At 63.2% G+C, this 12,984-nt stretch carries 11 protein-coding genes and 1 pseudogene; 7 read left to right on the forward strand and 5 right to left on the reverse strand.

Going from position 1 to position 12,984, the window contains the following annotated elements; genetic code table 11:
• Nucleotides 1-115 precede the first annotated feature (115 nt).
• A complete protein-coding gene (locus M1D99_RS14825) occupies nucleotides 116-1,285 on the reverse strand; it encodes a Gfo/Idh/MocA family protein (RefSeq protein WP_458132078.1) in 1,170 nt (389 codons plus the stop codon).
• Between the two features lie 18 nt (nucleotides 1,286-1,303).
• Nucleotides 1,304-2,227, reverse strand: a complete 924-nt coding sequence (locus M1D99_RS14830) for a TIM barrel protein (RefSeq protein WP_458132079.1) — start codon at nucleotides 2,225-2,227, stop codon at nucleotides 1,304-1,306.
• Nucleotides 2,228-2,354: 127 nt separating this feature from the next.
• Between M1D99_RS14830 and M1D99_RS14835 the strand changes: the two genes are divergently transcribed.
• The gene (locus M1D99_RS14835) at nucleotides 2,355-3,407 is read left to right on the forward strand and encodes a LacI family DNA-binding transcriptional regulator (protein ID WP_434576172.1); all 1,053 of its coding nucleotides are present in this window, start codon (nucleotides 2,355-2,357) and stop codon (nucleotides 3,405-3,407) included.
• 44 nt (nucleotides 3,408-3,451) lie between these two features.
• Here the strand turns inward: M1D99_RS14835 and M1D99_RS14840 are convergent.
• From M1D99_RS14840 to M1D99_RS14850, 3 genes and pseudogenes are all read right to left on the reverse strand, one after another.
• Nucleotides 3,452-4,187, reverse strand: a pseudogene (locus tag M1D99_RS14840) (hypothetical protein); the annotation flags it as partial.
• The gene (locus M1D99_RS14845; RefSeq protein WP_458132080.1) at nucleotides 4,166-5,260 is read right to left on the reverse strand and encodes an alkene reductase; all 1,095 of its coding nucleotides are present in this window, start codon (nucleotides 5,258-5,260) and stop codon (nucleotides 4,166-4,168) included. The gene M1D99_RS14845 and the pseudogene M1D99_RS14840, both read right to left, overlap by 22 nt.
• A 51-nt stretch (nucleotides 5,261-5,311) precedes the next feature.
• A complete protein-coding gene (locus tag M1D99_RS14850) occupies nucleotides 5,312-6,151 on the reverse strand; it encodes a pirin family protein (protein WP_186705805.1) in 840 nt (279 codons plus the stop codon).
• A gap of 123 nt (nucleotides 6,152-6,274) precedes the next feature.
• On the opposite strand from M1D99_RS14850, the gene M1D99_RS14855 reads away from it, so the two are divergent.
• From M1D99_RS14855 to M1D99_RS14880, 6 genes are all read left to right on the forward strand, one after another.
• Nucleotides 6,275-7,189: a LysR family transcriptional regulator gene (locus M1D99_RS14855; protein WP_458132081.1), complete on the forward strand. Its 915-nt coding sequence runs from the start codon at nucleotides 6,275-6,277 to the stop codon at nucleotides 7,187-7,189.
• 430 nt (nucleotides 7,190-7,619) lie between these two features.
• Entirely contained in the window at nucleotides 7,620-8,945 is a 1,326-nt protein-coding gene (locus M1D99_RS14860) for a flavin-containing monooxygenase (RefSeq protein ID WP_458132082.1), read from the forward strand.
• On the forward strand, nucleotides 8,945-9,355 hold the full coding sequence (locus tag M1D99_RS14865) for a RidA family protein (RefSeq protein ID WP_003201555.1): 411 nt from the start codon (nucleotides 8,945-8,947) through the stop codon (nucleotides 9,353-9,355). The genes M1D99_RS14860 and M1D99_RS14865 overlap by 1 nt, the downstream gene beginning before the upstream one ends.
• A gap of 10 nt (nucleotides 9,356-9,365) precedes the next feature.
• Complete coding sequence (locus M1D99_RS14870; RefSeq protein ID WP_186729291.1) at nucleotides 9,366-10,040, forward strand: DUF1028 domain-containing protein; 675 nt, start codon at nucleotides 9,366-9,368, stop codon at nucleotides 10,038-10,040.
• Nucleotides 10,033-11,202 carry an acetylornithine deacetylase gene (gene argE, locus M1D99_RS14875; protein WP_434576181.1) on the forward strand — a complete coding sequence of 390 codons (1,170 nt, stop codon included), beginning with the start codon at nucleotides 10,033-10,035 and terminating at the stop codon, nucleotides 11,200-11,202. Before M1D99_RS14870 ends, argE begins: the two co-directional genes overlap by 8 nt.
• A 243-nt stretch (nucleotides 11,203-11,445) precedes the next feature.
• Nucleotides 11,446-12,426: an ABC transporter substrate-binding protein gene (locus M1D99_RS14880; protein ID WP_434576468.1), complete on the forward strand. Its 981-nt coding sequence runs from the start codon at nucleotides 11,446-11,448 to the stop codon at nucleotides 12,424-12,426.
• Nucleotides 12,427-12,984: the final 558 nt, after the last annotated feature.

Here is a 12,984-nt window from a genome sequence, read left to right on the forward strand (position 1 = left end):
GAGGGAGCTTGCTCCCGCTGGGGCGCGAAGCGGCCCCCTTTTTGGGACTGCTGCGCAGTCCAGCGGGAGCAAGCTCCCTCGCCACAGGGGTATTGCGTTGACTGAATTACCGGGATCAATACGCGACCCAGGCGGCATCGTTGTTGGCGGACTCCACACAGCGCTCGACCCAGCGCACACCTTCCACACCCGCATTGATGTCGGGGTAGCGCAGGGCGGCCAGCGTCTCGGCATCACCGCGGTTGGCTGCATCCATGGCCAGGGCGAAGCGGCGATAGAGGTTGGACCAGGCTTCGAACAGCCCTTCGGGATGGCCGCCACCGATGCGGTCGTCCTGCCGCGCGTCGGGGTGCAGGTAGCCCATGCCGCGCTCCAGGATCTGCGCGGGTTGGCCCTGGATCTCGACGCTCAGTTGGTTGGGCCGCTCGTCCCACCATTCCAGGCTGGCACGGGCGCCGATCACGCGGATCTTCTGCCCGTGCATCGAACCGGCATTCACCGCGCTGGACCAGACCATGCCCATGGCGCCGCCTTCGTATTCCATCAAGGTGTAGGCGTTGTCTTCCAACGGCGCGCGGCTGGCGACGAAGCTTTGCCGGCTGCACATCAAGCGTTTGATCTTCAGATCAGGCAGCATCACCTTGGACAAATACAACGGGTGCGTGCCGACGTCACCCAGTACGTAGCTGGGCCCGGCCTGGCGCGGGTCGACGCGCCACTGGGTCGCCTGGTTCCCGGCCTCCACCGGCGCGCTGTGAAAACCATGGGCGAACTGCATGTGCACCATGCGGATCTCGCCCAGCTCCTGGGCCGCGATCATCGCCCGGGCCTGTTCGATCAACTGGTGCCCGGCGTAGCCGTAGGTCAAGCCAACGATGCGCCCCTTGGCGTGCGCCAGGCTGCGCAGGGCCTCGGCCTGTTCGAGGGTAAAGCACAGCGGCTTTTCACAGACCACATGCAGCCCGGCTTCCAGGGCGGCGCGGGTGATGGCGTAGTGGGTGCCGTTGGGCGTGGCGATCGACACCGCTTCAATCCCATCGGGACGTTGCGCTTCCAACTCGAACAGGCTGAGGTAGTCCGGATAACAGCGTTCGGGGTCGATGCCCAATTGCTGGCCAAAGACTCGGCCCCGGGTGGGATCGATATCCAACGCCGCGGCGACCAATTCGAAGTTCCGGTCGCGCAGGGCGGCCGAGCGATGGATGTAGCCGATCTGGCTGTGTTCGCCGCCACCGACCATGGCCCAGCGGATGGGGCGCGTGAGGGTTTTGCTGCCGTTGATCATGTCGTTGTCCTTGTGTGATCAGAAACCAATGCCGGCCAGGTAGGCGCGGCTGGCGGCCACGTCGTCGAGGCTGCTCCCGGCGTTGCGTGGGTCGCGTTCCTGTTCGACGGTGATGCAGCCCACATAACCCAATTCATGCACGAGGCTGTGCAGCGCCTGGTAATCGATGACACCGCGCCCGATAGGGCACATCACGCCCCGGGCGCAGGCGGCGAAAAAACGGAGGTGTTCGTTCAGGACCTGATCGAACACCATAGGGTCGATGTCCTTGAAGTGCAGGTAATCCAGGCGATGGGCGTAGGTGCGCAGCGACGCGACCGGGTCCATGCCGGCGTAGTACAGATGCCCGGTGTCCAGGCACAGCCCGGCGACTTCATGGGGTATGTCGTCCACCAGGCGCGCCAACTCGTCGGCGAACTCGATGTATCCACCCGCGTGAGGATGGATGACGGCGCGAATGCCGTATTGATGCCAGGCGATGTCGGCGATGGCGCGGATGTGCGCCATCATTGCGTTCCAGCGTGCATCGTCCAGGCGCGGGGCGCGGTCCGAATGGCCGGCTGCGTAGTCGCGCACTTCGTGGCCCCAGTCGATGATCACCAGATAGGGCCCGGCATGGCGCTGGCCGGCTTGCTGTTCCATGGGCGGCAGTTGTTTGAGCAGCGTGCAGATTTCATGGGTCTGGCGCAGCAGTCCGGGCAGGTTGGCGGGGCTGACGAGGTCGTCGAAGATCGTCCCGGCGACCACCTGCAGACCCTGTTCGAACAAGGCGGGGCTGACGGTTTCGGCGTCTAGCGGCAGGTAACCGTACGGCCCCAGCTCGATCCCGCGATAGCCGGCCTCGGCCGCATCCCCAAGCACCCGCCGCCACGGAGGCAGGAAAGGGTTCTTGACGTCGTCGACGCCCCAGCAGCAGGGCGCGGTGCAGATATGGATCGTCATGGGGCACTCCGGCTGTGTTTGTTTTTATGTGCTTGGCCTGATGCTATTGAGTTGTCGGAAAGGGGGCCATGGGGCGATGGCTTAATCTGTCAAAACCCCTCATGATGCCGAACAGAGGTGTCAAAACATGTCAGAACGCCGCCGTAAACTGCGTCCCACCATGGCCGATGTCGCTCGGGAGGCGGGGGTCAGCCTGTCCACCGTCGACCGGGTGCTGAACCTTCGCGCCGATGTGCGTGCCGATACCGCCCAACGCATCGCCGCGGCTGCCGCGCGGTTGGGGTTCCATGCCAAGGGTGTGATCGAACAACGGGTGCTCAACGACCGCCCGACCTTGCGGCTTGGCTTCTTGTTGCAAAAAAGCGGCGTGCCTTTTTACCAGGGGCTCGCCCATGCGCTATCGAACGCCGCCGCGACCTGCACGCGAGCACGGATCCGCGTGGTCATTGGTTACCTGGACGATCTCGACCCGGTCATCGTCGCGCAACGCATCCTGGCCCTGCGTGATCAAGTGGACGGCCTGGGCGTGGTGGCAGTGGACCATCCACGGGTTCGGGAGGCGGTTGCGAAATTGCGCGAGACGGGCGTTTCGGTGGTGGCGTTGCTGTCGGAGCTGTCCAGCGCCAGCGGCACGGGGTACGTCGGGTTGGACAATCGACTCACCGGTCGCACGGCAGGCTGGTTCATCAGCCGCTTGGCGAATCGACCTGGCCCCGCGGCCGTCATGCTCAGCAGCCAGCGTTTCCAGTGCCAGGAACTCTGTGAGCTGAGCTTTCGCAGTTACCTGGCCGAGCATTCCAGCGAATGGGAGTTGCTCGCGTCGCGCTTGACCCTGGAGGACGATGAATTCGCGTATGGCAATACGCTGGATTTGCTGACAGCCGAGCCCGACCTGGCCGGGCTGTATGTGGCCGGTGGCGGCATCGCCGGCGTGTTGCGTGCCTTGCGCAGCCTCCAGGCGCAGCAGCTTCGCCTGCCCGTGGTGGTGTGCCACGACCTGACGCCGTTGACACGCGAGGCGTTGAAGACGGGGTTGGTTCAGGCGGTGCTGTCTCATCCTGTCGTGACCATGGCCGAACAGGCGGTAGAAGCACTGGTCGAGGCGGCGACAGCCACGCCACCAGGCTCGGCGCCGAGACGGGTGGTGCCGCTTCAGATTGATGTGTCGGAAAGCACTTGAGTGCCCGCTGCATTCTGAGCCGCCCCTATCTCAACATCATTGTTGACTGACATCCCGCTTTCGCGAGCAGGCTCGCTCCCACAGGGGATTGGTGGTGAATGCAGGTCTTGCGGTCAACCGGAGATCTTGTGGGAGCGAGCCTGCTCGCGAAGGCAATTCAAAATTCAACATAGTTGTTGGCTGACATTCCGCTTTCGCGAGCAAGCCCGCTCCCACAGGGGATGGGTGGTGAATGCAGGTCTTGCGGCCAACCGGAGATCTTGTGGGAGCGAGCTTGCTCGCGAAGGCAATATCAAATTCAACATCATTGTTGACTGACATCCCGCTTTCGCGAGCAAGCTCGCTCCCACAGGGGTTGGCGGTGAATGCAGGTCTTGCGGTCAACCGGAGATCTTGTGGGAGCGGGCTTGCTCGCGAAGGCAATATCAGATTCAACATCATCCTTGACTGACAATCCGCTTTCGCGAGCAAGCCCGCTCCCACAGGGGTTGGTGGTGAATGTAAATTCTGCGGTCAACCGGAGATCTTGTGGGAGCCTGCTCGCGAAGGCAATATCAGATTCAACATCATCCTTGACTGACAATCCGCTTTCGCGAGCAAGCTCGCTCCCACAGGGGATTGGTGGTGAATGTAAATTCTGCGGTCAACCGGAGCTCTTGTGGGAGCGAGCTTGCTCGCGAAGGCAATATCAGATTCAACATCATCCTTGACTGACAATCCGCTTTCGCGAGCAAGCTCGCTCCCACAGGTCTCGGGCATTACGCCTCTTGGCCTGCTTGAGCCCCGGCCAAAGTCGGATAGTCCGTATAACCACGCTCGTCGCCCTGATAGAACGTCGAGGCGTCAGGAGTGTTCAGCGCCTGGCCCTGTTTGAACCGTTCCACCAGGTCCGGGTTCGCCAGGAACGGCGTGCCGAACGCCACCAGGTCCGCTTCGCCACGGCTGATGGCCGTGGCGGCGCGTTCGGCGCTGTAGCCGCCATTGGCAATGTACGTCCCGCCGAAGCGACGCTTGAGTTCCAGGAAGTCGAACGAGCCTTCGCCCAATTCCACGATGTGCAGGTAGGCCAAGCCATAGCGGCTAAGCATCCTGGCCGTGTAGTCAAATGTTGCTTGCGGGTTGCTGTCGCTCATCGAGAAGTAACTGAAGATCGGCGACAGGCGTACGCCGACACGGCTGGCGCCGAAGACTTCGATCACCGACTCGACCACTTCCTTGAGGAAACGGGCGCGATGCTCGACCGAACCGCCGTAGGCATCGGTGCGTTGGTTGGTGCCGTCACGCAGGAACTGATCGATCAAATAGCCATTGGCGCCGTGGATCTCCACGCCGTCGAAACCGGCCAGCTTCGCGTTGACGGCGGCCTGGCGGAAGTCGGCGACCACGCCGGGGATTTCATCGAGTTCCAGCGCCCGTGGCAGTTCGTAGGGCTTGGGGCCTTCGGGGGTATAGATCTCGCCATCGGCCTTGATCGCCGAGGGGGCGACGGGTTGGGCGCCGTTGACTTGCACCAAAGGATGGGAAAGACGGCCCACATGCCAGAGCTGCAAAAAGATCTGCCCACCCTCGGCATGGACCGCATCGGTCACCTGTTTCCAGCCGGTGATCTGCTCAGGGGTAAAGATCCCCGGCGTTCTCAGGTAACCCTTGCCCTGGGCCGACACCTGGGAGCCTTCGCTGATGATCAGGCCGGCGCTGGCCCGTTGGCTGTAGTACTCGGCCATCAAGGGCGTGGCGGCATCGCCAGCGCCTGCGCGGCTGCGGGTCATCGGCGCCATGACCATGCGGTTTTTCAGGGGCAGCTTGCCGACTTGAGTACGGGACAACAGAAGATCGAGACCGATGTCAGTCATGATTCACCTCTAAGGGATCGGGTATGAATGAGGGATTGAGTCGAGGGTCGGTCAGGCCAACCGACCCTCTTGTTGCAAAAGGGCGCCGATGCGCTGGATTTCTTTCTCGCCTTTTTCCAGGGCGGCCTCGCTGGTGTGCACCGAGTAGTAGCCCATCACCAGGCCATGGGGATGCTTGACCGCCGAACCGAGCACAAAGGAAGTCGCGCCCCGGGCAACGATGTCGATGGCCGCGCCGGATTCTTCGAACACCACCATTTCCCCGGCATTGACCTTGCCGTTGGCGCTGAGGCCGCCGCTGTTGACCGCCAGCCAGGCGACGGTATGCCCGGCCGGCGGCGTGTAGCGCCAGTGCTCGTTGTCCTGCAACTGCACGGCGAGGTAATTCATGCCTGCCGGGGAGGCGACGCTGCTGCGGGCTGCGCCGTATTCGCCAAGCAACACCAGCGCCGGACCTTCACGGGGAATCTCGGAAGGGGCCAGGTAGACGCTGCGGGCCGGAGAATTTTCTTCTGCCGCCGGCAGCGCAACCCAGAGCTGGAAGCCTTGGATCGGCGAACCCGCAACCGGTCGAGCGGTGTGCCATACGCCGTTGCCGGCCTGCATCCACTCCATGCCGCCGCTGGGCAGGGTGCCGGACTGGCCGGTGGTGTCTTCGTAGATCACTTGGCCTTCGATCATGTAAGTCAGCGTGGCGATCCCGGAATGCGGATGCATGCCGAAACCTCTTTGCAGGGCATCGGCGTTGAAGGCGAAGTGATCGAGAAACACGAATGGCTTGCAGAGCTGGCCCAGGTCGCCGGGGCTCATGAGCCGGGTGATTGGCCCATGGCTGCTGCCAGCAGTGCGATGGACGATGGCGCGGGGTGGCGCTGCGACGATGCTGTTCATGGGATTTGCCTCCGAATCATGGGCGTTGGGCCTCGATGGGCGAAGGATAAGTGCCTGCCAATGGTTTGATTAGTCGATACAATCGGATTGAACTCATCCATAAATCGAAGGAATGTGCGCGCCATGCTCGATCTCAACGATGTTGCGCTGTTCGTCCAGGTGGTTCGCAGTGGCAGCTTCGCTGAAGCGGCCAGGCGGCTGGGCATGCCTTCGAACACGGTCAGCCGACGGGTCCAGCAGTTGGAGGCGCAGTTGGCGTCACGACTGCTGCAGCGCTCGACCCGTAAGCTCACGTTGACCCATGCGGGCCAGGGGTTCTATGAGCGTTGCGTGGACGCTGTGGACGGCTTGATGGACGCAGGGCAGGAACTGATGATGGGCGGCGAAGCGCCTAGTGGCCTGGTGCGCATTGCGGCGATGGCGGATTTCTTCGACTTTTTCCCAATGGAGTGGGTCGCCGACTTTTTAGCCGAGCATCCTCGGGTGCAGCTCGACTTCGTACTCAGCGATGCCCGGGTCGACCTGATTGCCGACCGCATCGACGTGGCCTTTCGCGGCGGTCCGTTGCAGGACTCCGGGTATGTCGGTCGCCAACTGCTCGGCAATGACGGCGACGGCATGGTTGCCAGTCCTGCCTACCTTGCCGCACGTGGCGCACCGCGTTCGCTGCAGGACCTGGCTCACCACGACGGCGTGAGCTTCGCCCAGCCCAGCGGCTTGACCGACTGGCGATTCGTCGGTCCGGGCGGCATCGAGGAGCACGTGCAGATCGCCAGCCGATTCCACGCCAACACCGCCCAAGCGTTGCGCCGGGCGACCGTCGCCGGCCTGGGCATCGCCGTGTTGCCGGGGGCGCTGAGCCGCCTCGACCTGGAAGCCGGAAGGCTGGTGCGGGTGCTGCCGCAATACCAACGCATCGGCTTCGGCCTGAATGTGCTCTATCCGAGCCGGCGGCAGTTGCCGCTGGCGGTTTCGGCATTCATCGGGTTAGTGATGGAAAAGCTGGAACTCAAGGCGTTTCCGGCGCGTATGCAGTGAGTGAGTCACTCAGGCCGGCGTCGTGGGGGGATAAGCCATTGTCTGCCGCACCGGAGTACCGTGGCGAGGGAGCTTGCTCCCGCTGGCTGCGCAGCAGCCTAAAAAAGCTGAACGCTATCCGCCTGACTGGCCGCGGTGACGGGTTTGGGGCCGCTGCGCAGCCCAGCGGGAGCAAGCTCCCTCGCCACAGGTTCCCGTTATCAAGTCCAAATGAGACGCGCCTTGTTGCCGTGACCATCCCACCCGCGCAGTAGCCCATTTTTTTCCTTCCCAGCAACGACAAAAACCCTCGTTTCGCAAATCCCCGCCTGCCAACACAATCGCCTCGACACCTCATCTCGATCATCGCAACCGCAGAACAACAAGAAAACCAAACCCGAGGCGGCGCCATGCCCGCCTGAATCAAACCTACTGCCGGAAGTGCACAGACATGCCCGATGAAACCCTACGTATCGATACGCTTGTGATAGGCGCCGGCCAGGCCGGCGTGGCCATGAGTGAGCACTTGAGCCGTCAAGGCGTGCCTCATCTCGTCGTGGAGCGAAGCCGCATTGCCGAGGCCTGGCGCACGGCGCGTTGGGATTCCCTGGTGGCCAACGGGCCGGCCTGGCATGACCGCTTCCCAGGGTTGGAATTCGAAGGGCTCGACCCGGATGCCTTCGCGACCAAGGACCAAGTGGCCGATTACTTCGAAGCCTATGCCCGTAAGTTCAACGCACCGATCCGTACCGGCGTGGAAGTCAGGGGCGTCGAGCGCAATGTCGGCCGGCCGGGCTTCACTGTCGAAACCTCCGAAGGCCAGATCGAAGCGATCCATGTGGTGGTCGCCACCGGGCCTTTCCAACGGCCGGTGATTCCACCGATTGCGCCGGATCTGACGTCGGTCACCCAGCTTCACTCGGCACAGTATCGCAACTCCCGGCAATTGCCCGAAGGGGCGGTGTTGGTGGTGGGTGCCGGGTCGTCCGGTGTGCAGATCGCCGATGAGCTGCAGCGCGCCGGCAAGCAAGTCTATCTCTCGGTGGGAGCCCATGACCGTCCGCCCCGGGCCTATCGCAACCGCGATTTCTGCTGGTGGCTGGGCGTGCTGGGCGAGTGGGATGCGGAGGCGGTCAAGCCGGGCAAGGAGCACGTCACCATTGCGGTGAGCGGTGCCCGTGGCGGCCATACCGTGGATTTTCGCCGGTTGGCCCACGAGGGCATCACCCTGGTGGGGCTGACCAAATCGTTCAACGGCAGCGTGGTGACCTTCGAACCGAATCTCGCCGAAAACATCGCTCGTGGCGACGAAAACTACCTGGCGCTGTTGGATGCCGCCGACGCCTACATTGCCCGCAACGGCCTGGACCTGCCCCTCGAACCTGAGGCCCGTCACTTGCTGCCCGACCCGCAATGCCTGACCCAGCCGATCCTGGAACTGGACCTGTTGGCCGCCGGCGTGACCAGCGTCATCTGGGCCACCGGCTACTCGGTGGATTACAGCTGGCTGAAGGTCGACGCCCTCGGCGCCAATGGCAAGCCTCGCCATCAACGCGGCGTTTCCAGCGAGCCGGGCCTGTATTTCGTCGGCTTGCCCTGGCTGTCACGTCGAGGCTCGGCGTTCATCTGGGGTGTCTGGCATGACGCCCGGCACATTGCCGACCACATCGTGAAGCAACGCATTTACCTCGCCTACCAAGATGCCGCCCAGCGCCAGGCCCCGGCACTCGGTAGTGATTCGCACCGTTCGAAAACCAGTCTCTCGGGAGTCCGCTGATGCCTACTCACACACGTATTCGCATGTTCAACACCAAGGACACCTACCCGAACCAGACGCTGGACAACGACCTGTGCCAGGCCGTGCGCGCCGGCAACACCGTCTACGTGCGCGGCCAGGTTGGCACCGACTTCAACGGTCAACTGGTGGGCCTTGGCGATCCCCGCGCCCAGGCCGAGCAGGCCATGCGCAACGTCAAGCAATTGCTGGAAGAGGCCGGCAGCGACCTGAGCCACATCGTCAAGACCACGACGTACCTGATCGATCCGCGTTATCGCGAGCCGGTGTACCAGGAGGTCGGCAAGTGGCTCAAGGGCGTGTTTCCGATTTCCACCGGGTTGGTGGTCAGCGCCTTGGGCCAGCCACAGTGGCTGATGGAAATCGACGTGATCGCGGTGATCCCTGAATAAGGAGCGGAGCATGACCTTTTCCATCGTTGGACGCTGTGCCGAAACCGGCCAGTTGGGCATCGCCATCAGCTCCTCAAGCATTGCCGTCGGCGCCCGGTGCCCCTGGTTGCGAGCGGGGGTCGGCGCGGTGTCGAGTCAGAACATTACCCTGCCGGCCCTGGGGCCGCAGGTGCTCGATGAACTGGCCGGTGGCCAGGTGGCGCAAGCGGCGCTGGAGCGGATCCTGGGGCGTAACGGCTACAGCCAATACCGCCAGGTGGCGGTAATCGATGCCGAGGGCCGCACGGCGATGTTCAGCGGCGAACATACCTTGGGCACTCACAACGCCGTGGCCGGTGAGCAATGCGTGGCGGCCGGCAATCTATTGGCCAACGCTGCGGTGATCGAGGCCATGGTCACCGCCTTCGAGCAGGGCGGTGGCTGCCTTGCATCACGCTTGATGAGTGCGTTACAGGCCGGGCAGGCGGCGGGCGGGGAGGCTGGGGCGGTGCATTCGGCAGCGCTGTCGGTGGTCGATGACCTGACGTGGCCCGTCGTCGATTTGCGGGTGGACTGGGCCGAGGAAAACCCCATCGGCGAGTTGGAAAAGCTCTGGCTCGCCTATCAGCCGCAACTGCAGGATTACCTGACCCGCGCGCTCAACCCGACCCTGGCGCCGAGTTATGGAGTGCCGGGTGATGAGTGAGCTGCGCAGCCGGGCGTTGCTCGAACGGTTGGTGGGCTTTGCCACGGTCAGCCGCGATTCGAACCTGGCCTTGATCGAGTTCGTGCGCGACTACTTGCAAGGGCTGGGCGTGGATAGCGAGCTGATCTACAACGCCGAGGGAACCAAGGCGAACTTGCTGGCGAGCATTGGCCCGTCGGTGCCCGGTGGCGTGGTGTTGTCCGGGCACACCGATGTGGTGCCGGTGGACGGGCAGGCCTGGACGGTCGATCCGTTCCGACTGACCGAGATAGACGGCAAATGGTTCGGGCGCGGTACGGCGGACATGAAGGGATATCTGGCTTCGGTGCTGGCGGCGGTGCCGATGTTTCTGTCCAGCCCGCTGAGCCGGCCGGTGCACCTGGCGTTTTCCTATGACGAAGAGATCGGTTGCCTGGGCGTGCGCAGCCTGTTGGAGGTGTTGCCACAACGCATCCCTCAACCGGCCTTGTGCCTGATCGGCGAACCCACCCAACTCCGACCGGTGTTGGGGCACAAAGGCAAGTTGGCGATGCGTTGCCATGTTCGAGGCGCGGCCTGCCATTCGGCCTATGCACCTTACGGTGTCAACGCCATCGAGCAGGCCGCGCGCCTGATAGGTCGACTGGGCGAGATCGGTGCAGAGCTGGCCGAGCCGTCACGGCACGACCCACGCTTCGACCCGGCGTTTTCCACGGTGCAGGTCGGGGTGATCCAGGGCGGTACGGCATTGAACATTGTTCCGGCCGATTGCCGTTTCGACTTCGAAGTGCGCGCCTTGCCGGATTTCAATCCGCACGTGGTGGTCGAGCAATTGCAAGGTTATGCGCGACAGACCCTGCTGCCGGCGATGCAGGCGGTGGCGGGGGATACGGCGATCCGTTTCGAGCCGCTGTCGGCCTACCCGGGCCTGGCCACTTCGCCTGAAAGCGCGGCCGCCCAACTGGTTGCGCGACTGTGCGGCAGCGACGCTTTCAGCACCGTCGCCTTTGGCACCGAAGGCGGCCTGTTTCACCAGGCCGGCGTGCCGACGGTGGTCTGTGGCCCCGGCAGCATGGACCAGGGGCACAAGCCCGACGAGTACGTGAGCGTTGAACAAATGGCTGCCTGCGATCGCTTGATGGATCGGTTGGCGAGCTATCTCAGTGAACCCAATGGTCCGTGACCAGGAGATGCCGAGGTGAACGATTTCCGTTGCAGGAAAATGCTGGCGGCCCGTCATGCCGCCATCAACGAATGGGCCGACCAGAGCCTTATTGCTGTAGACCACACCGCCCGCGCTTACGGCCACCCTTGAGTCCCGTCGCCGGCTCGTGCGGGCGAGCCGGCATTTTCGAGGAACCGCTCCATGTCCAGATCCTTGCGTTGCAATATTGCGTGTGCATTGGCGTTGTTGAGTTCCAGCGTCATGGCCGCGCCCCAGAGCTTGACCGTGATTTCCTTTGGCGGTGCCACCAAGCAGGCCCAGGACAAGGCCTACTTCCAACCCTTCAACGCCAGCGGTGCAGGAAGCATTGTGGCCGGCGAATACAACGGTGAGCTGTCGAAGATCAAGGCGATGGTCGCGGCCGGTCACACCAGTTGGGACGTGGTCGAAGTGGAAAGCCCGGAGCTGTTGCGGGGCTGTGAGGAAGGCTTGTTCGAAAAGCTCGACCTGACAGGCCTTGGCGACCCGGCGAACTATGTGCCGGGTGCGCTCAATGAGTGTGGTGTCGCCACCTATGTGTGGTCGATGGTCCTGGCCTATGACCAGACCAAGCTCGCCAAGGCACCCAGGTCCTGGGCGGATTTCTGGAACGTCGCCGAGTACCCGGGCAAGCGCGGCCTGCGCAAGGGGGCCAAGTACACCCTGGAGATCGCCTTGCTGGCCGATGGGGTCAAGTCCCAGGACTTGTACAAGGTGTTGAACACTCCCCAAGGCGTATCCCGGGCCTTCGCCAAACTGGACCAGATCAAGCCGAACATCCAGTGGTGGGAGGCCGGCGCGCAACCGGCGCAATGGCTGGTGGCGGGGGACGTGGCGATGAGTGCGGCCTACAACGGGCGTATCGCGTCGGCGCAGAAGGAAGGCATGAAGTTGAGCATTGTCTGGCCCCAGAGCCTGTACGACCCGGAGTACTGGGCCGTGGTCAAGGGCACCCCGAACAAGGCCCTGGCCGAGCAGTTCATTGCCTTTGCCAGCCAGCCGCAGGCCCAGAAGGTATTTTCGGAAAACATCCCTTATGGGCCGGTGCACCGCAAGACACTGGCGTTGTTGCCGACGGCGGTACAGGAACAGTTGCCCACCGCCGAGGCCAACCTGGCTGAAGCCCAAGCCGTGGACGCGGAATTCTGGGTCGATCATGGCGAGGAACTGGAACAACGGTTCAATGCCTGGGCGGCTCGCTAGACAGCGAACCGCGCTTTTGACGAGCCCCGCTTTGTGTATGGCGGGAGAGTGGGTGGGGCATTCAAACCCCATTCACTTGCAAAGACCGACCTGTGGCGAACACAGCCTTTTTGTGGCGAGGGAGCTTGCTCCCGCTGGGCTGCGCAGCAGCCCCAACGCGTTCACCGCGGTGTGCCAGGTTGATTGGGTCAGCTTGTTTTGGGGGCGCTTCGCACCCCAGCGGGAGCAAGCTCCCTCGCCACAGGGTCTAGTGTTTGACTGGGCGGTGGTGTGGGTTATTCAAAATCCATTATTGGCGACCACCAACCTGTGGCGAACCCCGTTTTTTTGTGGCGAGGGAGCTTGCTCCCGCTGGGCTGCGCAGCAGCCCCAGCGCGTTCACCGCGGGGGGGCAGGTTGATTGGGTCAGCTTGTTTTGGGGGCGCTTCGCCACCCCAGCGGGAGCAAGCTCCCTCGCCACAGGGTCTGGTGTTTGACTGGGCGGTGGTGTGGGGCATTCAAACCCCATTCACTTGCAAAGACCGAACCTGTGGCGAACACAGCCTTTTTGTGGCGAGG

This window comes from Pseudomonas sp. R3-41 (assembly GCF_054161485.1).